This is a genomic window from Halomicrococcus gelatinilyticus (assembly GCA_024227995.1).
Lineage (GTDB): Archaea > Halobacteriota > Halobacteria > Halobacteriales > Haladaptataceae > Halomicrococcus > Halomicrococcus gelatinilyticus.
Genome location: CP100465.1, coordinates 1,337,511 through 1,353,873, shown reverse-complemented (window position 1 = coordinate 1,353,873; position 16,363 = coordinate 1,337,511). Strand labels below are relative to the sequence as shown.

The 16,363-nt window shown below is 69.6% G+C and carries 22 protein-coding genes; 8 read left to right on the top strand and 14 right to left on the bottom strand.

Annotation, left to right across the window (positions count from 1 at the left end; all coding sequences use genetic code 11):
* Nucleotides 1-46: 46 nt before the first annotated feature.
* The gene (locus NKT36_RS07210; protein ID WP_327053280.1) at nucleotides 47-1,339 is read right to left on the bottom strand and encodes an amidohydrolase; all 1,293 of its coding nucleotides are present in this window, start codon (nucleotides 1,337-1,339) and stop codon (nucleotides 47-49) included.
* Nucleotides 1,340-1,502: 163 nt separating this feature from the next.
* Here NKT36_RS07210 and hisG point away from each other — a divergent pair, with 163 nt between their 5' ends.
* Nucleotides 1,503-2,351: an ATP phosphoribosyltransferase gene (gene hisG / locus NKT36_RS07205; protein ID WP_327053279.1), complete on the top strand. Its 849-nt coding sequence runs from the start codon at nucleotides 1,503-1,505 to the stop codon at nucleotides 2,349-2,351.
* Between the two features lie 287 nt (nucleotides 2,352-2,638).
* Here the strand turns inward: hisG and NKT36_RS07200 are convergent, their stop codons facing one another.
* Both NKT36_RS07200 and NKT36_RS07195 read right to left on the bottom strand, forming a co-directional pair.
* A complete protein-coding gene (locus NKT36_RS07200; protein WP_327053278.1) occupies nucleotides 2,639-2,989 on the bottom strand; it encodes a DUF7473 family protein in 351 nt (116 codons plus the stop codon).
* 200 nt (nucleotides 2,990-3,189) lie between these two features.
* Nucleotides 3,190-3,750, bottom strand: a complete 561-nt coding sequence (locus tag NKT36_RS07195; RefSeq protein ID WP_227776536.1) for a TATA-box-binding protein — start codon at nucleotides 3,748-3,750, stop codon at nucleotides 3,190-3,192.
* A gap of 251 nt (nucleotides 3,751-4,001) precedes the next feature.
* Between NKT36_RS07195 and NKT36_RS07190 the strand changes: the two genes are divergently transcribed.
* Both NKT36_RS07190 and NKT36_RS07185 read left to right on the top strand, forming a co-directional pair.
* Nucleotides 4,002-4,805: a tetratricopeptide repeat protein gene (locus tag NKT36_RS07190; RefSeq protein WP_327053277.1), complete on the top strand. Its 804-nt coding sequence runs from the start codon at nucleotides 4,002-4,004 to the stop codon at nucleotides 4,803-4,805.
* Nucleotides 4,802-5,092, top strand: coding sequence for a DUF424 domain-containing protein (locus NKT36_RS07185; RefSeq protein ID WP_327053276.1), 291 nt, complete (start codon nucleotides 4,802-4,804; stop codon nucleotides 5,090-5,092). Before NKT36_RS07190 ends, NKT36_RS07185 begins: the two co-directional genes overlap by 4 nt.
* Here NKT36_RS07185 and NKT36_RS07180 read toward each other — a convergent pair whose 3' ends face one another.
* Nucleotides 5,093-5,272, bottom strand: a complete 180-nt coding sequence (locus NKT36_RS07180) for a hypothetical protein (RefSeq protein WP_327053275.1) — start codon at nucleotides 5,270-5,272, stop codon at nucleotides 5,093-5,095.
* Nucleotides 5,273-5,467: 195 nt separating this feature from the next.
* Here NKT36_RS07180 and NKT36_RS07175 point away from each other — a divergent pair, with 195 nt between their 5' ends.
* Nucleotides 5,468-6,712 carry an aminotransferase class V-fold PLP-dependent enzyme gene (locus NKT36_RS07175; RefSeq protein ID WP_327053274.1) on the top strand — a complete coding sequence of 415 codons (1,245 nt, stop codon included), beginning with the start codon at nucleotides 5,468-5,470 and terminating at the stop codon, nucleotides 6,710-6,712.
* Between the two features lie 12 nt (nucleotides 6,713-6,724).
* On the opposite strand, the gene NKT36_RS07170 is transcribed toward NKT36_RS07175, so the two are convergent.
* Complete coding sequence (locus NKT36_RS07170) at nucleotides 6,725-7,087, bottom strand: hypothetical protein (protein ID WP_327053273.1); 363 nt, start codon at nucleotides 7,085-7,087, stop codon at nucleotides 6,725-6,727.
* A 118-nt stretch (nucleotides 7,088-7,205) separates the two neighbouring features.
* Here NKT36_RS07170 and NKT36_RS07165 point away from each other — a divergent pair, with 118 nt between their 5' ends.
* Both NKT36_RS07165 and NKT36_RS07160 read left to right on the top strand, forming a co-directional pair.
* The gene (locus NKT36_RS07165) at nucleotides 7,206-7,358 is read left to right on the top strand and encodes a hypothetical protein (protein ID WP_327053272.1); all 153 of its coding nucleotides are present in this window, start codon (nucleotides 7,206-7,208) and stop codon (nucleotides 7,356-7,358) included.
* A 70-nt stretch (nucleotides 7,359-7,428) separates the two neighbouring features.
* Nucleotides 7,429-8,094: an HD domain-containing protein gene (locus tag NKT36_RS07160; protein ID WP_327053271.1), complete on the top strand. Its 666-nt coding sequence runs from the start codon at nucleotides 7,429-7,431 to the stop codon at nucleotides 8,092-8,094.
* A 33-nt stretch (nucleotides 8,095-8,127) separates the two neighbouring features.
* Here NKT36_RS07160 and rio1 read toward each other — a convergent pair whose 3' ends face one another.
* The 5 genes from rio1 to NKT36_RS07135 all read right to left on the bottom strand — a co-directional run bounded on the left by rio1 (nucleotide 8,128) and on the right by NKT36_RS07135 (nucleotide 11,040).
* The gene (rio1, locus tag NKT36_RS07155; protein WP_327053270.1) at nucleotides 8,128-8,991 is read right to left on the bottom strand and encodes a serine/threonine-protein kinase Rio1; all 864 of its coding nucleotides are present in this window, start codon (nucleotides 8,989-8,991) and stop codon (nucleotides 8,128-8,130) included.
* A gap of 110 nt (nucleotides 8,992-9,101) precedes the next feature.
* A complete protein-coding gene (locus tag NKT36_RS07150; protein WP_327053269.1) occupies nucleotides 9,102-9,770 on the bottom strand; it encodes a nitroreductase family protein in 669 nt (222 codons plus the stop codon).
* A gap of 291 nt (nucleotides 9,771-10,061) precedes the next feature.
* Nucleotides 10,062-10,346, bottom strand: coding sequence for a translation initiation factor eIF-1A (eif1A, locus tag NKT36_RS07145; protein ID WP_327053268.1), 285 nt, complete (start codon nucleotides 10,344-10,346; stop codon nucleotides 10,062-10,064).
* A 71-nt stretch (nucleotides 10,347-10,417) separates the two neighbouring features.
* On the bottom strand, nucleotides 10,418-10,828 hold the full coding sequence (locus NKT36_RS07140) for a formate/nitrite transporter family protein (protein WP_327053267.1): 411 nt from the start codon (nucleotides 10,826-10,828) through the stop codon (nucleotides 10,418-10,420).
* Nucleotides 10,825-11,040, bottom strand: coding sequence for a hypothetical protein (locus NKT36_RS07135; RefSeq protein WP_327053266.1), 216 nt, complete (start codon nucleotides 11,038-11,040; stop codon nucleotides 10,825-10,827). Before NKT36_RS07135 ends, NKT36_RS07140 begins: the two co-directional genes overlap by 4 nt.
* A 96-nt stretch (nucleotides 11,041-11,136) precedes the next feature.
* Here NKT36_RS07135 and hjc point away from each other — a divergent pair, with 96 nt between their 5' ends.
* Together hjc and NKT36_RS07125 are read left to right on the top strand one after the other, a co-directional pair.
* Complete coding sequence (hjc, locus tag NKT36_RS07130) at nucleotides 11,137-11,667, top strand: Holliday junction resolvase Hjc (RefSeq protein ID WP_407652206.1); 531 nt, start codon at nucleotides 11,137-11,139, stop codon at nucleotides 11,665-11,667.
* A 275-nt stretch (nucleotides 11,668-11,942) separates the two neighbouring features.
* Nucleotides 11,943-13,178 (top strand): MFS transporter, encoded by a 1,236-nt coding sequence (locus tag NKT36_RS07125; protein ID WP_327053265.1) that lies wholly within the window; start codon nucleotides 11,943-11,945, stop codon nucleotides 13,176-13,178.
* Here the strand turns inward: NKT36_RS07125 and NKT36_RS07120 are convergent.
* The 4 genes from NKT36_RS07120 to NKT36_RS07105 are packed head-to-tail and all read right to left on the bottom strand — an operon-like array spanning nucleotide 13,175 to nucleotide 16,339.
* The gene (locus NKT36_RS07120) at nucleotides 13,175-13,858 is read right to left on the bottom strand and encodes a DUF7519 family protein (RefSeq protein ID WP_327053264.1); all 684 of its coding nucleotides are present in this window, start codon (nucleotides 13,856-13,858) and stop codon (nucleotides 13,175-13,177) included. The two genes, NKT36_RS07125 and NKT36_RS07120, sit on opposite strands and share 4 nt — an antisense overlap.
* On the bottom strand, nucleotides 13,855-15,102 hold the full coding sequence (locus NKT36_RS07115) for a DUF58 domain-containing protein (protein WP_327053263.1): 1,248 nt from the start codon (nucleotides 15,100-15,102) through the stop codon (nucleotides 13,855-13,857). Before NKT36_RS07115 ends, NKT36_RS07120 begins: the two co-directional genes overlap by 4 nt.
* Nucleotides 15,099-15,656, bottom strand: coding sequence for a DUF7269 family protein (locus NKT36_RS07110; RefSeq protein WP_327053262.1), 558 nt, complete (start codon nucleotides 15,654-15,656; stop codon nucleotides 15,099-15,101). Before NKT36_RS07110 ends, NKT36_RS07115 begins: the two co-directional genes overlap by 4 nt.
* Nucleotides 15,653-16,339, bottom strand: coding sequence for a DUF4129 domain-containing protein (locus tag NKT36_RS07105; protein ID WP_327053261.1), 687 nt, complete (start codon nucleotides 16,337-16,339; stop codon nucleotides 15,653-15,655). The genes NKT36_RS07110 and NKT36_RS07105 overlap by 4 nt, the downstream gene beginning before the upstream one ends.
* Nucleotides 16,340-16,363: the final 24 nt, after the last annotated feature.

Here is a 16,363-nt window from a genome sequence, read left to right as displayed (position 1 = left end):
ACTACTCTGTGGCAGTGACGTCGATCGACCTACCCTGCAGACGACACTACTCGATGGCCCGTTCGACGGCCGCATTCGCACGGCTCTCGGCCGCTTCTCGGATCGACTCCTCGTCGAGCGTGAGTATCTCGCGGTCGCGCATGAGTACCGACCCGTCGCAGACCGTATGTCTCACGTCGCTGCCGCGCGCGGCGTACGCGAGGTGGCTCACGAGGTCGTGGTGGGGCGTGAGGTGCGCCGCGTCGAGGTCGACGACCGCGAGGTCGGCGTTCGCGCCCGCCTCGATGCGACCGCCGTCGAACCCGAGCGCGGCGGCGCTCCCCGCGGTCGCCATCTCCACGACCGCCTCGGCGCTGACCGCGCTGGCGTCGTCGGCCGCCAGTTTCCCGAGCATCGCGGCGTCGCGCATCTCGTCGAACATGTCGAGGTCGTTGTTCGACGCTGCGCCGTCCGTGCCCAGGCCCACGCTGACGCCCGCGTCGAGCATCGCCTGGACCGGGGCCATCCCGCTGGCGAGCTTCATGTTCGACGCCGGGCAGTGGACGACGGTCGTGCCGGTCTCTGCGAGCAGGTCGATCTCGTGCTCGTCGACGTGGACGCCGTGGGCGACGAAGTCGTCGGCGTCCGTCATGTCGAGGTCACGGGCGTACGCGAGCGGGCGCTCGCCCTCCGCGTCGACGATGGGGTCGACCTCGTCGGTGGTCTCGTTGGCGTGGTAGTGGAGCGGAATCCCGGCCTTTCGGGCCTGTGTCACGTACTCCCGGAGGTACTCCTCCCCGACGGTGGTGAGACTGTGGGGGTTGACCATCGTCCTGACGCGGCCGTCGGCGGCACCGTCGTACTCGCGGGCGAACGAGAGGCTGGTCTCGAAGTCCTCGTGCGCTGCCTCGTCGTCCTTCCCGACGGTGACCACGCCGTGGCCGAGACGGGCGCGCAGTCCCGCGTCGTCGACCGCCGCGACGACCTCCGGTTCGTGGAAGTACATGTCCGCGAACCCGGTCGTCCCCGAGCGGACCATCTCCACGAGCGCCAGTTCCGTGCCAGCGCGGACGTCGTCGGCCGTCAGCTCGCCCTCGACCGGCCAGATGTCCTCCTGGAGCCACGCGTCGAGCGGCTTGTCGTCGGCGTAGCCCCGGAGGAGCGTCATCGCGGCGTGCGTGTGGGCGTTCACGAGGCCGGGCATCACGAGCGCGTCCTCGGCGTCGAGTCGTTCGTCGCCCGCCGGCACGTCGCCGACCGCGAGGATCTCGCCGTCGTCCTGGTCGACGAGGACGTCCCCGCGCTCGACCGTCATGTCCGGCAGGAGCACCCGCCCGCCGGTGATCTGCAGCGTCGTCATGGGCCGGAGTTGCCTCCGTCGGCGCATTACTCTGGTGGATTCCCTTCGAGGAGCGCTGACCGGTGGCATCCCCGTGACCGGGACGTCGACGAGTGAACGAACGGGCGCGGATTACTCGCCGGGAAGGAAAGACAGTTGCGTGGTGAGTACGAAACGCGCGGTAATGCGTATTGCCGTCCCCAACAAGGGCAGGCTGCACGACCCGTCGATGGAACTGCTCGAACACGCCGGACTCCACGTCGTCGACGGCGCGGACCGCAAACTCTACGCGAGCACGGTCGACCCGGACGTCACCCTGCTGTTCGCCCGCGCGTCCGACATCCCGGAGTACGTCAGCGACGGCGCGGCCGACGTCGGCATCACCGGACTCGACCAGGTCCGCGAGGCCGACCCCGACAACGTCCAGGACCTGCTGGACCTCGGTTACGGCCAGTGTCGCCTCGTGCTCGCCGCGCCCGAGGACGGCGACATCGACGCCGTCGAGGACCTCGCCGGCAAGACGGTCGCCACCGAGTTCCCCCACATCGCCGAGACGTACTTCGCCGACACGGCCGTCGACCCCGAGATCGTCGAGGTCAGCGGGGCGACCGAACTCACGCCCCACGTCGACATGGCCGACGCCATCATCGACATCACGAGCACGGGGACGACCCTGCAGGTGAACCGCCTCGGTATCGTCGACGAGGTGCTGTCGAGTTCCGTCTACCTCTTCGCCCGCGACGACGTCGTCGACGACGACAAGGTCGAACAGGTCGTGATGGCGCTGCAGTCCGTGCTGTCGGCCGACGGCAAGCGCTACCTGATGATGAACGCGCCCGAGGAGAACCTCGACGCCATCCGCGACGTGATGCCGGGCCTCGGCGGGCCGACCGTCATGGACATCGCCGGCAGCGACATGGTCGCCGTCCACACCGTCGTCGACGAGCGCGACGTGTTCGAGACGATCAACGAGGTCAAGCAACTCGGCGCGAGCGGCATCCTCGTCACCGAGATCGAGCGGATGGTCGAATAGGTAACTGTTCTCCACGACGTTCTTCCGTCCCGACTGCGTCGGTTCGACCAGCAGTTGTTCTGCAGGAACGGTTGTGACTGCCTCGAAAGGGGCTGGCGGCTCCGGTCGATGCGCTCGCTGCGCGCTTCCCTCGCTGCGCTCGGTCCAGTGCTTACACCGGCGAACGAGTTCGCCGAGCCGTCGTTCGCTTCGCTCACGACGACGTCGTCCGTCTTCCCGGAGCCGCCAGCCCCTTTCGAGGTGTTCTTGACTGTTCCCGGCCGCTCAAAGCCGTCTCTGAATGCCCCTCACGTCGGCGCGGTCGACGCGAGAAAGAGGATACCGCCGAGGACCAGACTCGCCAGGAAGGTGACGACGACGTGGATGAACGTCACGAACCCGGCGGTGCGCCACTTCAGTCGGTACACGACGTGGAACAGCGTCAGGTCCAGCGCGAGCGCGAGGAGCACGACCGCCGGGGGGTAGTACCGCTGCAGGAGGAACGGCAGCGCCGCGACGGGGGGACCGACCACGAGCGCGCGCCGGAACGGTACGCCGCCGAGCACGTTCCGCGCGGCGACGTGGCCCGTCAGCGCGAGGAAGCCCGCCAGCAGGAGGTAGGTCCCGACGATAGGTGTCAGGTCGCCCAGGATCGCCATGCTCGACGGTCGGACCCGGGAGGGCTTGTGCGTGGCGATGTTCCGCCGACAGGTCACCGACCGGAGGAGTCGCCGACCGCGACGGTCGCGTCTCGTCCGCGAGGCCGACCCGTCGGCGGTCGACGGCCGGCGAGGGCCGCCGTGGACGCGGCTGCGACGGTCGTCGCTGGAACGACTGCAGTGAAAGAGAGAGAGAGAGACTATTCGAGCAGGCCGAGCTCTTCGAGGCGCGAGACGATCTTGTCGACCGCCTTCTCGGCGTCCTCGGGCTTCTTGCCGCCGGTGATGACGAGCTTGCCGGAGCCAAAGAGTAGCGCGACGACCTCCGGCTCGTCGAGACGGTAGACGAGGCCGGGGAACTGCTCGGGCTCGTACTCGATGTTCTCCAGGCCGAGGCCGATGGCGATGGCGTTGAGGTTGAGGTTGCGGCCGAGGTCGGCGCTGGTGACGATGTTCTGGACGACGATCTCGGGGTTCTCGTTGACCTCGATGTTCAGTTCGCGGAGCTTGTCGAAGACGATCTCGAGGCTCTCGTGGACGTCCGCAGTGCTCTTCGCGCCGGTGCAGACGATCTTGCCGGAGCGGAAGATGAGCGCGGCCGACTTGGGGTTCTGGGTACGGTAGACGAGACCGGGGAACTGTTCCGGGTCGTAATCGGCGCCCTCCAGGTCCATGGCGACGCTCTGGAGGTCGAGTTCCTGCCCGATACCCGTCGAGGCGACCACGTTTTCAATGTTGATGGTTTCCTTGGGGTCGGTCATACGCGACTTAAATGACGTATTTAAGGTTTATAAAGGTTGGTAGTCCCCTTTGACAGGTTCCGGACGTGCTTTATCAGGGGTTGTACGGCGTGATTTCCGGCGTTTCCTTTATGACCGGGGTCGAATCCCGCCCGCCACAGGAGGTCGCAGCGACCGGGGACGCCGTTCGATGGCGGCGAGAACGGCCGGCAGTGGCGCGCGCGAGCCCGATGGCGCAGACCTTAACAGCACGCCGCCCCAACCGGATGGTAATGACCGACGAGAAGGACCACGAGTTCTCCGAGGGTGGCGGATTCGACGACCCGTACGAGGCGTTCGACCTCGACCCGCCGGAGCTCGACGTGGACCCGGACAAGGTCGACCCGGTGGACTCCCGCGTCGTCGCCGACCTGCTCGACGAGCAGGCGATCCCCGACGACCAGGTCGACGTCGAGGAGCTCGTCGACGTCGGGCTGAACTACATGAGCATCAACCGCTACGAGCAGGCCGCCGAGACGTTCGAACGGGCGGCCCAGTTCGCCGCGGACGACAGCGACGCCGAACAGGAGGCCTGGGTGAACAAGGGCGTGGCCCACGCCGAACTCGAGGAGTGGGACGCCGCTATCGGCGCGTACCGCGAGGCGCTGTACATCGGCGAGAAGACGGAGATCGAGCGCGACCCTGACGAGGGCGAGCCGCGCCTGCCGTCGGGCCAGTACGCCGCCGAGGCCGAGACGAACCTCGCGTACGCGCTCTGGGAGTCCGGCCGCGGCGATCAGGCGCTGGAGCACGCCGAGCGCGCCGTCGAGATCGACGAGCGCTTCCCGCAGGCCTGGTACAACCGCGGCTTCCTCCTGCTGGAGCGCGGGCTCGCCGAGGAGGCGCGCGAATCCTTCGACAACGCCATCCGGCTCGGTCTCCGCAACGCCGAGATTCTCGAGGAGAAGGCCCAGGCGCTCGAGGAACTGGGCGAGTACGACGAGGCCGAGCGGATCGCGGCGGAGGCCGAGGAGATGCGCGAGCGCGCGGAAGAGGAACTCGTCCAGGAATCCGGGCAGGAACGACTCCAGCGATGATCCTCCGCGAGCGCGAGACCGAGGAGGGGCTGCTCGTCGCGGTCTGCGACGACGACGTGCTCGGCGAGACGTTCGAGGACGGCGCCGTGTCGCTCACCGTCACCGAGGAGTTCTACGGCGGCGAGCAGGCCGACGCCGCCGAGGTGGTCGACAGCCTCTCGCGGGCGGCCGTGGCGAACCTCGTCGGCACGGAGACGGTCGCGCTCGCCATCGAGGAGGGGTTCGTCGACGAGGAGAACGTCCTCGAATTCGAGGCGACGCGACACGCCCAGTTCTTGCGGATGTAGTCAGTCCAGCAGTGCGGGGACGTTGACGGCGACCAGTCCGAGCAGCGCGAAGACGGCGATGCCGCCGCTCAGAGGTGCCAGTCCGGTGTCGAACGCGAACGCTGCGAAGGCGTGGAACGCACCGACGAACGTCAGTCCGGCGAACAACATGCTCGCACCGAGCCGTCGCTTCGAGACCATACGCATCGATGGAACGCCAGCGTCTTAACGCCGTCCCTGGCTTCCGGGCGAGGGGGAACCGACTCGCCCGCCCCGCGACCGGAGCCCCTACCGCCGCGAGAGGCGTCCGGCCGCCGCGACGAGCGTCCCGATTCCGACGTCGCGTGGCCTGGTGGACCGAAGGAGTGTTTTGACTCGAACCCCTAGGCACGCCTAATGGAAACCCAACAGTCCGACGCGCTCGACGTGGCGGCCATCCGCGAGGACTTCCCCATCCTCCAGCGGGAGTTCTCGGGAAGCCAGGTCGTCTACCTCGACAACGCCGCGACCAGCCAGACCCCCGACCAGGTCGTGGACGTCATCGCCGACTACTACCGGGAGACCAACGCCAACGTCCACCGGGGTCTTCACCACCTCAGCCAGGAGGCCTCCATCGCCTACGAGGACGCCCACGACCGCCTCGCGGAGTTCGTCGGCGCGAGCGGCGGGCGCGAGGAGATGGTGTTCACGAAGAACACCACGGAGTCGGAGAACCTCGTCGCGTTCGCGTGGGGTCTGAACGAACTCGGGCCCGGCGACGAGGTCGTCCTCACCGAGATGGAGCACCACGCCTCGCTGGTCACCTGGCAGCAGGTGGCCAAGAAGACGGGCGCGGAGGTCAAGTACATCCCCGTCACCGACGACGGCTACCTCGACATGGACGCCGCGGCCGAGCTGATCACCGACGACACCCAGCTCGTCAACGCCGTCCACGTCTCGAACACGCTCGGCACCGTCAACCCCGTCGCGGAACTGGGCGACATCGCCCACGACCACGACGCGCTGTTCTTCGTCGACGGCGCGCAGGCCGTCCCGAACCGCCCCGTCGACGTCGAGGACATCGGCGCGGACTTCTACGCCTTCTCCGGGCACAAGATGCTCGGCCCGACGGGCATCGGCTGTCTCTACGGCCGCAAGGAGCTACTGGAGGACATGGAGCCGTACCTCTACGGCGGCATGATGATCGAGCGGGTCACCTTCGAGGACTCGACGTGGGCCGAACTCCCCTGGAAGTTCGAGGCCGGCACGCCCGTCATCGCGCAGGGCATCGCGCTCGCGGCGGCCGTCGACTACCTCGAGGACATCGGCATGGAGCGCATCCAGCGCCACGAGGAACAGCTCGCGGAGTACGCCTACGACCGGCTGACCGAGTTCGACGACGTCGAGGTGTACGGCCCGCCGGGCGACGACCGCGTCGGCCTCGTCTCGTTCAACGTCGGCAGCGTCCACGCCCACGACCTCTCCAGCATCCTCAACGACCACGCCGTCGCCATCCGGGCCGGCGACCACTGCACCCAGCCGCTCCACGACAAGCTCGGCGTCGCCGCGACGGCGCGTGCGTCCTTCTACGTCTACAACACACGCGAGGAGGTCGACAAGCTCATCGAGGCCATCGACGACGCGCGTCAGCTGTTCGCCTGACGCGTTCCGGACTCACCCGACCAGCCGGGCGAACTGCAGCGCGAAGACGACGATTCCGAGCGCGAGCAGCAGCGCGGCGAGGAGCCACTCGTACTTTCCGTCGTACTCCGCGACTCGAACCATCCAGTGGTCGCTCTCTCCGTCTCGCGGCCGGAGCCGTCGCTCGATTCCGTCCACCGTCCGGACCGCGTAGAACGCGCGCCTGTAGCCGGCCAACGTGGCTCCGAACAGCCCGCCGACGAACAGTCCCGTCACGAGGCTCTCGTCGCTCTCGAGTGCGGTCACGAGGCCGACGAGGAGCGCCGGTAGCAGCAACAGTACGAGCGTCTCGACGACGTCGACGGACCAGGCTCTCGTCTCCCGTCGCTCGGTCATGGCCGGCTGGCACCCGGTCTTTCTATCCTTCGGCGGATGCTGGGAAAAACGTTCCGTGCCGTCCGACGGTGGTCCCCCAGTCGAAGTCCTTTTCAGTTCGTTCCCGTTGCCTTCCACCATGGCACCTGAAGAACTCCTCCTCTTCCTGTCCGTCGGCTGGTTCGCGGTGGCGAGCGCGGTCTTCGTCGGCGCGAAGGCGGCGCTCTCGGCGCAGTTCGGCGAAGCTGCGCCGGCCATCGCGGACGCGAGCGACGACGAGACGGAGCAGTAGCGCGGAACCACCGACGACGCATCGCTCGGAAATCTGAACGCTTTTCAGCGGTTCGTGAGTCGACTCGTCCATGTCCGAGGAACGGACCCGGGACAGGTCGTGGACGCCGGCCGACGTCCGCGAGCGCGCCGCGTCGTACTTCGGCGACGTCGCGCCCGCCCACGACTGGCAGCACGTCCGCCGCGTCGCCGAACTGGCCGAGACGCTCGCCGCGGAGTCCGACCGCGACGTCGACGAGCGGACGCTCCTGGCGGCCGTCTGGCTGCACGACGTGGGACGCAGCAGGGAGGACCGCGGCGAGATCGACGACCACGCCGCGTGGGGCGCTGCGGAGGCCGAACGCATTCTCACCGACCTCGGCGCGACCCCCGACACCGTGGCGGCGGTCCAGCACTGCGTCCGCGCGCACCGCTACTCGAACGACGTCGAACCGGAGACCGTCGAGGCGGAACTCCTCTGCGACGCGGACAACCTCGACGCGCTCGGCGCGGTCGGCGTCGCGCGCTGTTTCACCTACGGCGGCGAACTCGGCCAGCCCATCCACGACCCGGACCTGCCGCTCGCGGCCGACGACACGGAAGCGGGCGAGACGCAACTGAATCACCTGCAGAAGAAGGTGCTCTCGCTGCGCGAGCGGATGTACACCGACCCCGGGTGCGCCGTCGCCGAGGAGCGCCACGCGTTCGTCGAATCGTTCGTCGAGCGCTTCGAGCGCGAGGTCGCGGGTGACGCCTGACCCTGCGCAGGCCTACTCGTCGCGAGGCCCGACTCAGGCGTCCGGGTCGGCGTGCTCGCGGACCCAGTTTTCCAGTTCGTCGCCGGTCACGTCCATCCCCTGGCGCTGGAAGAACGAGGCCACGTTGGCGCAGTCGCGGGTGAGGAAGTCGTCGCTGTTGGGGTGGTGGACCGTGACCGCCTGGCCGACGTCGATGATGCAGAGCTCGCCGTCGTGGACGATGATGTTGTACTCGCTGAGGTCGCCGTGGACGAGGCCGGCGTCGTGGAGCCGCCGCATGTACTCCCGGACCACCTCGTAGGCGGTCTCGGGGTTCTCGAGGTGGGCGTCGTCGAGCGTCGGCGCGCGCTCGCCGTCGTCGCCGAGGAACTCCATGACGAGCACGTTGCGCTGCACCGCGAGCGGTTCGGGGACGCGGACGCCCGCCTTCGCCGCCCGCTTGAGGTTGGCGAACTCCTTGCGCACCCACGCGAGGACGATCCGCTTCTTGTCGCCGCGGAGGTTCTCGAAGCGCGGGTCGCCCACGAGGTACTCGCGCATGTCGTTGAAGTTGCTGGCGCTGATGCGATAGATCTTCACCGCCACCTCGTCGTGGGCGTCGCCGCCCAGCGCGTTGTAGACGGTCGCCTCCTTGCCCGAGGAGATGGGGCCGCCGAACGCCCGGACGTAGTCGTCCTGGACGAGCTTGTAGAGGGCGGCCAGCGTGGCGTCGTCGAAGACGGACTGCTCGACCTTGAACTGGTCGCTGTCCTTGACCCGTTCGCGGAACTCGGCGAACTCGCGGTCCCGCTCGCGGGCGATGCGGTCGGCCTCGGTGTCGGCGACGTCGATCTCCTCCCACTCGTCGCCGGGACCGTCCGCGTTCCCCTGGTCGAGCAGGCCGTACTCCTCGGTCATCTATCCGGGGATATGGGTGGCACGCGTAAAAGCGTGGCCCGTCGGCGGTTCGCCGACGGTGGCCGGTCGCCGCCTCGCTCGTCGGCCCGACGACCCCGCGTCGGCCGCCGTCAGTACGTCTCGCGGTGCAGTATCTCGTCGACGCCGCGCCGCGGAAGCCGGTCCGGTTCCGCGCCGCCGCTCGGCCCGACGGCGACGAGCAGCACCGGCACCTTGTCCTCCGGGAGGCCGAGGAACTCGGCCATCCCCTCGAAGTCGAACCCGGTCATCGGCGTCGCGGTGAGGCCGCGAGCGTGCGCCGACAGCAGCAGGTTCTGTGCGGCGAGGCTGGCGTTCCGGATGGCGTAGTCGCGTCCGGCCTGTTCGCTCTGGTACCCTGCGACGGTCTGCTCTTTGACCTGCTCGCCGGTCTCCTCGTCGAAGCGGCCCGCCTCGACCCACTCGTCGAAGACGCGGTCGGCCGTCTCGGGTTCGGTGTGGCCGACGACGAGGATGGCGGTGCCGGCTTCCCGGACGTGCTCCTGCCCGTAGGCGAGGTCGACGACCTCGTCCAGGCGGTCGTCGTCCTGCACCGCGACGAACTCCCACGGCTGGAGGTTGTACGAGGACGGCGCGAGCGCGGCGTCGCGGATCAGCGCCTCCAGCGTCTCGTCGTCCAGTTCGGCGTCGGCGTCGAAGTTGTGCCCGGAGCGCCGGGTGCGCAGCGCCTCGACCGCCGCGGGGAACTCGTCGTCGTGTGCTACCTCGGCCTCAGCAACGTCGGAATCACCGATTGCCATCGACGGCGAGTAGGGGGGTTGAACGTAAACACCAGACGCAACCGCTCGTTCTTGCCGATTGGGGGTTGCTGTGGTGACGCAGGCGTAACCACCCGAACCGGCCGCTGCGGAGCGAGCCCGGTCGGTCCGCGAGAGTCCGGGCCGTCCCGTGAAGCGTGAGCGCGACGCTCGATACGTGCGGCGTCGCCTACCGGGACGGCGTCGGAGCGCACGAGCACCCGGACGTCCGACCGTGGACCGCCGGTCCCGCGGGTCGCGAGCGTACGCCCACGGACCCGGCGTCGAAAAAAGCTACTGGATGTGGCCTTCTTCGCGGAGCTGGTCGGCTTCCTGCTTGTCGTAGCGCCACTTGATGTCGGCCTTCTCGTCCTGCCAGTCCCACGGTTCGACGAGGACCACGTCGTCCTCCCGGATCCAGATGCGCTTCTGCATCTTGCCGGGGATTCGAGCGGTTCGTTCCGTCCCGTCGGCACAGCGTACTTTCACACGATTCGCACCGAGCATGTTCGTCACGGTGGCGAACACCTCGTCGTCCTCGGGCATGCGAAGGTTCTTGCGTCCGCTGTTGTCGCTCATGATTGCCGGTTCGTGCGGGACACCTTTAACTTCTGCGAGGCGTCGCCTGCCCGGGCGAACGCTCGCCGACGCTAGCTGCCCCGGATGACGTGGTTGTACTTCAGCAGCGAGACGAAGACGATGCCGCCGACGGCGTTGCCGAGCGTGGCGAGCGCGAGGAATCCGGCGTAATCGAGCACGCCGACGGCCGGCGCGGCGACCGTCGCCGCCAGCACCTCGACGTTCCCCGCGATGGAGTGTGGGAGGTAGGCGATGCCGTATGCCGGGGCGAGGTACACCATCGTGACGGCGAACAGTGCGCCGCCGATGACGTTCCCGCCGTACACCGGCGCCCACAGTCGGCCGACCCTCCGGTAGGAGACGCTCCCGTCGACCGCCGGCAGTGTCGCCCGCGTGGTGTGCTCGGTGAACAGCTCCGACTGGCCGACGATGACGAAGATGAACCCCACCGCGTAGGCGTTCGCCACGGCGATGCGCGTCAACGGCTCTCCCCACGCCCGTCCACGAACGTGAGTATCACCGCCATGAACAGCATTCCGAACCCGATGTCGAGGCCGGCCGACAGCCCTGAGATAAAAGGTCCGCCGGCCGGTCGTCGTAGCTCCTCCAACCCCTCGCGGATCTCCTGTTTCGACTTCTGGACGCCCTCGGACGGGGCGCTCCTGATGCGCTCGTCGAGTTCTTCCTTCGCCACTGTTGGACGGGTCGTGACAGCGACCGAAACGCCGACTGGCCGCCGTCGCGACCGCCGGACGCAGACGTTAAATCGATGGGGTGGGGACGTATCCGTATGTCCAACGCGAAGGGGGACCGACGCGAGCGCGAACTCGTCAACCTCCTCGACGAGTCCGGGTTCGCGGTCATGCGCGCGCCCGCCAGCGGGAGCGCCACCGAGCGCGAACTTCCCGACGTCCTCGCGGGCGACGGCGACGTCTTCTACGCTATCGAGGCCAAGTCGAGCGCCGGCGACCCTATCTATCTCTCCGGCGAGGAGGTCGAGGCGCTGGTCTACTTCTCGCGGAACTTCGGCGCGAAGCCGAAGATCGGCGTCCGCTTCGACCGCGAGGACTGGTACTTCTTCCACCCGGCCGACCTGTACGTCACCGACGGCGGCAACTACCGCGTGAAGAAGGAGACGGCGCTCGCCGACGGCACCGACTTCGCCGAACTGACGGGCCAGTCGACGAAGACCACGCTCGACGAGGTCGGCGACGACGGGGACGACGCCGACGACGTCGCCGACGACCGCGTCCGCGAGGTGCTGAACGCCGTCGAACAGGGCGTCCTCTCGCCCGACGAGGCGGCGTCGATGCTGGACTGACGAGCAGCGGGACCGGAGTCCGCCAACGCGGCTTCTCCCTGCACGAACCTTTTTCAGTGGTGACGGGACCAACGCCGGTGCGACGGATGGAGAGAAAGCACGACTCAAGTAGCGACGCCGACCTGCGACGGCACCCGGTACCGGAAGTGGCGAGCGCACGCCGACGACGGACGGGAGTGACGAGATGACCTGACGCCCTCCGCTGGCGTGTCACGGCTCCCCACTGCTCCCCGGGAAAGCACGACTCAAGTAGCCGCCTGGCCTTCGTCGGAACAGTGCCGGACGACGTACGAGGGGTGGCTGGCGACGCTGCAGCGAGCGACGGCGAACGCCTCCTGAGCGGCTACTCCGGCCGACTGCTGCTGACCGTCTCGCTCGGCTGGACCGCCATCCAGGCCGGCAGACTCGTGCTCTCGCCGATGCTCCCCGCCGTGATGGTCGACCTCCACATCTCGGACTTCCGGGCCGGCGTGGCACTCACACTGCTCTGGGGCCTGTACGCCATCGGACAGTACCCCAGTGGTCGCCTCTCCGACCGCCTCACGCGGAAGACGCTGCTCGTCTCGGGTCTCGGCCTGCTCGTCGTCGGCTTCGCGACGCTGGCGACCGCCGCCGGCTACCCCGAGTTCCTGGTCGGTGCGGCGCTCGTCGGCTCCGGCGCCGGCCTCTATCCGACCCCGGCCCGCGCGCTCGTCTCCGACCTGTTCGTCGCGCGCCGCGGGCAGGCGTTCGGCCTGCACACGGCGTCGGGCGACACCGGCGGCGCGATAGCGGCGGGACTGGCGGTCGTCGTGCTCACGGTCGCGACGTGGCGCGCCGCCTTCGCGCCGGTCGTCGCGGTGCTCGCGCTCGTCGTCGTCCTCCTCCACCGCTGGAGTCGCGAGTCCTACACCCCGCCGCCGGTCGACCGCGCTGCTATCGAGACGGGCGTCGCGGACGTGCGTTCGACCGCCAGTCGGTTCGCCGACCGGCGGACGGCGGCGCTGCTGGTCGCCTACTCGCTGTACGCGTTCACCTGGCAGTCGGTGACGGGCTTCCTCCCCACGTTCCTGCAGAACGCGAAGGAGTTCGACGCGGCGCTGGCGGGCGGCGGATTCGCGGCGCTGTTCGTCGTGGGCGCGACGGTGAAACCGCTCGCCGGGTCGCTGGGCGACCGCGTCTCCCGGCCGGTCGTCGCCAGCGGCGCGCTCGTCGCGGCGACACTGTCGCTGGCCGGCGTGCTCGTCGCCGATTCGACCGTGCTCGTCGCCGTGGCCGTCGTCGCGTTCGCGGCCGGCCTGATGGCCTACCCGCCGGTGATGCAGGCACACCTGATGGACGCGTTCCCCGACGGGAGCATGGGCGGCGACCTCGGCGCGACGCGCACCGTCTACCTCGGCTTCGGTAGTCTGGGAACGACGTACGTCGGCTTCGTCGCCCAACACGCGGACTACGCGACCGCGTTCGCGGGCCTGCTGGCGTGCCTGCTCGTCAGCGCCGCGCTCGTGTTCGGATTGGCGCGCACGAGCTAGGCGAACAGGGACGTCGTGGCGAGGAGTGCGACCGCGAGCAGTAGCGCGAGCGTCGCCGTCGGCAGGACCGCCGGGGTCGCACCGAAGGCGGCGAGGGAGACGACGCACGCGAGCGCGCCGACGGTCGCCGTCGCACCGCCACGGAGGAGTTCGACCGTGGCGGTCCGTGCACGTCGGCCGACCTGCTCGCCGAGCGTTATCGCCCGCTCGGCAGCGTCCCAGGCGACTAGCGCAGCCGTCACCGACGCGAGCAGGCGGGGCACCGGTATGCCGTGGAGCACGCTGTCGAGCGCGGCGGCGCCCACGAGCAGGGCAGTTCCCACGACCGCGAGCGGCCTCGACCACGCCCGTCGGACGGGGTACAGCCCCAGCGAGAGCGCGTACGCGCCGAGCAGCCCCGTCGCCAGCACGACCTGCGCGAACAGCCCTCCGGGGACGCTGGCCGCCAGTCCGAGTCCCGCGAGGCCGACACCGAATCCGACGAGTGCCGCCACGCGACCGGCGATGCGCCGGTCGTTCGCCTGGAGCGCGACGCCCGCACCGACCACCAGCAGGCCGACGCCGACCGCCGCGAATGGCACGAGTTGACGTGGTGCGTCCACCAGTGCGGCGACCGCGCCGAGCGCCGCGCCGAGCGCGACCCCGGCCCCGGCGAGCGTCGGCGTCCGTTCGACGCTCACCGCGACCACCGCCGTTCGACGCCGGTGAGCGGTTCACCGGGAGTCCACTCGACGACCCTGACGCCGAAGTTACGGAGGGCGTCTATGCGACGCGTCCGCTCCAGTCGCTCGACCGTCGCGCCGGCGGTGTCGGTCGTCGCCACGTCGGGACAGAGGACGGTGACCGGGTGGCCCAGGGCACGCAACCGCGTCGCGAACTCGGGGACGACGTCGTCGGTCAGCGGCGAACACAGGACGACGACGTCGCCGTCGGCGAGGCGTGCCTCGATGGCGGCCAGTTGCTCGTCGTGGGTGTCGAGCGGGTCGTCGGGTGCGGTCATCCCGAATCCGGGGTGGTTGCGGAGCAAGTGGCGGATTTCGCCGCGACGGTCGGCGCCCTCGCCCGGGGCCAGCCAGCAGGACTGCCGCCCGAGGGCGGCGAGGCCGACGCGGTGGCCGTCGGCGAGCAGTGCGTCGGTCGCGGCCAGCAGGGCCGCGGCCCCGTAGCAGACCGCGTGTGGCTCCTCGTCCGAGCGGCGACGGTAGGCCGGTTCGCGGGCGTCGAAGCAGCAGACGACCGCGACGCGTCGCTCGTCGCGGAACGCGACCGTCGCGAGGTCGCCGGTGCGGGCGAACCGACGCCAGTCGATGCGCGTCGGCGCGTCGCCGCGGCGGTACTCCCGGACGCGCGCGAACTCGACGCCGCTGCCGCGCCCGGTCGCGACCGGACCGGGTACGAGCGCCTCCGCTGCGACGGCCGACGACTGAACGGCGGGCAGGCAGACGAGTTCGGTGTCGGCCGAGACGCTCGTCTCCATCTCGACGCCACCACTCGGGTCGCGGGCAAGCACCGTCGCGGCTTCGAACTGGTGGACCCCATGGGTCGCGACGACGTCGTAGGCGATCGTGGTCGACGACCCTGGCGGCAGCGCGGCCGCGTGTCTGGGCGTCCCCCTGGCGACCGACAGCGTCGGTGGGACGCCGTCGACGAGGCGGAGGTCGACGAGCGTGGAGTCTCCGACGTTCGTGACCTCGACGGTGACGGTGACGCGGTCGCCGTGTTCGGGCGCCGTCGGTTCGAGGTGGCGCTCGACCACAACGTCGACCGTGGGGTCGGCGGTGATGTGGGGGTATGCGGCGAAGACGACGCCGACGGCCGACGCCAGCAGCAGGCCGGGCCGGCCGAAGTAGACGCCCACGGCGAACAGACCGAACGCGAGGGCGTGGACGACGGTCCAGCGGCGCGTCCGGCGGACCGTCGTCACGCGACTCCCTCCTCGCGGCGGCGTATCGCATCGACCGTCTGTCGGACGTCGCGCCGGAACAGGAGGCGGTCGCGGACCGCGGTGACCGGCCCCCGTTCGTCGTCCGGTCGCAGGAACGCGGCGGCGACGGCGTCGTCGGTCCACGTGCCGCGACGCACCCGTTCGCGTGCGGTCTCCAGCGAACAGCCGTCAGCACGTGCTACTGTCACCGCGGCGACCGTTCGGAGTCGTTCGCGGACGTCGTCGCGCACGTCGTCCGGTGGCCAGCCCACCGGTCGCTCGACGGTGCGGTCGAACTCGGAGCCGAACCGTCGTCCTGCCGTGGCCGTCTCGACTGTCGGCGTCTCGCGGTCGCTATCGCGTCCCAGCCACGACGTGCTCCAGACGAGAACACCCGCCACGAACGTGACGGTGAAGCCGGTGACGACGACGAGCGTGTCGTCGACGGCGGGTGGCGCGGGCAGTATCGCTACCGCCTCTGCGACTGCCAGTGCGCTGGCCGCGAGCGCGAGGACGGCACCGGCGGCGACCGTCGCCAGGCGCACCGCCCTCATCGGTCGCTCACCGTCCCCAGTCGTTCCTGGTTCTCCGATGCCCGCCGCTCGCGGTCCTCGGTCGCTCGCGCGTCGCCGTATCGGACCTGCCTGAACGACTCCGTCAGCGACTGCACTGCATCGGGGTCGAGACCGGCGTCGACGGCCAGCGACGCCCATTCGGTCGGCGTCCGCGACCGCGAGGGGTCGTCCGAGACGTGCCGGACCATCGCCAGCCACGCGCTGAACACCTCGTTCTCGGGGTCGACGGACCGCAGCGACTCCCGTCGCTCGGCCGACCGTTCTCCCGTCATGTCCGACGTCGATGGGGTTGTCCGGAGAAGGAGGGCGCCGACTGTCGTGCGGTGCGCGACCGCGATGGCGACGACGGCAGCGACTCCGAGCGTCGCCAGCACGACGAGTTCGGTCGCGTGCGCGGCCAGAACGGAGATTACGGTGGCGAGGGCGGACCTGCCGGCCGCTCCGGGACCGCCTGACGGTTCGATGCCGACCGCGGCGAGCAGGCGGGCGGCCAGGCGATAGAGGAGGGCGACGAGCGAGACGGACGGGGCGGGGCCGCGGTCCTGGCCTGGGAGGGACTGGTCGACGGCGAGCGAGCGTTCGAGTGCGGTCGCGGCGCTCGCGAGCGCGCCAACGGCGAGGAGGGCGGCGGCAGCGGCGATTTTCCTGCGGGTCGGGGTCACCCGTGAGAGTGGATATGGCAGCCA

What these genes read in the sequence shown, in the direction of transcription:
- NKT36_RS07195 (WP_227776536.1), bottom strand. Translation starts at nt 3,750, where the DNA reads ATGACCGACCCCAAGGAAACCATCAACATTGAAAACGTGGTCGCCTCG.
- hisG (WP_327053279.1), top strand. Translation starts at nt 1,503, where the DNA reads ATGCGTATTGCCGTCCCCAACAAGGGCAGGCTGCACGACCCGTCGATG.
- NKT36_RS07160 (WP_327053271.1), top strand. Translation starts at nt 7,429, where the DNA reads ATGTCCGAGGAACGGACCCGGGACAGGTCGTGGACGCCGGCCGACGTC.
- NKT36_RS07110 (WP_327053262.1), bottom strand. Translation starts at nt 15,656, where the DNA reads ATGAGGGCGGTGCGCCTGGCGACGGTCGCCGCCGGTGCCGTCCTCGCG.
- hjc (WP_407652206.1), top strand. Translation starts at nt 11,137, where the DNA reads ATGTCCAACGCGAAGGGGGACCGACGCGAGCGCGAACTCGTCAACCTC.
- NKT36_RS07150 (WP_327053269.1), bottom strand. Translation starts at nt 9,770, where the DNA reads ATGGCAATCGGTGATTCCGACGTTGCTGAGGCCGAGGTAGCACACGAC.
- eif1A (WP_327053268.1), bottom strand. Translation starts at nt 10,346, where the DNA reads ATGAGCGACAACAGCGGACGCAAGAACCTTCGCATGCCCGAGGACGAC.
- NKT36_RS07175 (WP_327053274.1), top strand. Translation starts at nt 5,468, where the DNA reads ATGGAAACCCAACAGTCCGACGCGCTCGACGTGGCGGCCATCCGCGAG.
- NKT36_RS07190 (WP_327053277.1), top strand. Translation starts at nt 4,002, where the DNA reads ATGACCGACGAGAAGGACCACGAGTTCTCCGAGGGTGGCGGATTCGAC.
- NKT36_RS07200 (WP_327053278.1), bottom strand. Translation starts at nt 2,989, where the DNA reads ATGGCGATCCTGGGCGACCTGACACCTATCGTCGGGACCTACCTCCTG.
- NKT36_RS07185 (WP_327053276.1), top strand. Translation starts at nt 4,802, where the DNA reads ATGATCCTCCGCGAGCGCGAGACCGAGGAGGGGCTGCTCGTCGCGGTC.
- NKT36_RS07170 (WP_327053273.1), bottom strand. Translation starts at nt 7,087, where the DNA reads ATGACCGAGCGACGGGAGACGAGAGCCTGGTCCGTCGACGTCGTCGAG.
- NKT36_RS07210 (WP_327053280.1), bottom strand. Translation starts at nt 1,339, where the DNA reads ATGACGACGCTGCAGATCACCGGCGGGCGGGTGCTCCTGCCGGACATG.
- NKT36_RS07165 (WP_327053272.1), top strand. Translation starts at nt 7,206, where the DNA reads ATGGCACCTGAAGAACTCCTCCTCTTCCTGTCCGTCGGCTGGTTCGCG.
- rio1 (WP_327053270.1), bottom strand. Translation starts at nt 8,991, where the DNA reads ATGACCGAGGAGTACGGCCTGCTCGACCAGGGGAACGCGGACGGTCCC.
- NKT36_RS07180 (WP_327053275.1), bottom strand. Translation starts at nt 5,272, where the DNA reads ATGGTCTCGAAGCGACGGCTCGGTGCGAGCATGTTGTTCGCCGGACTG.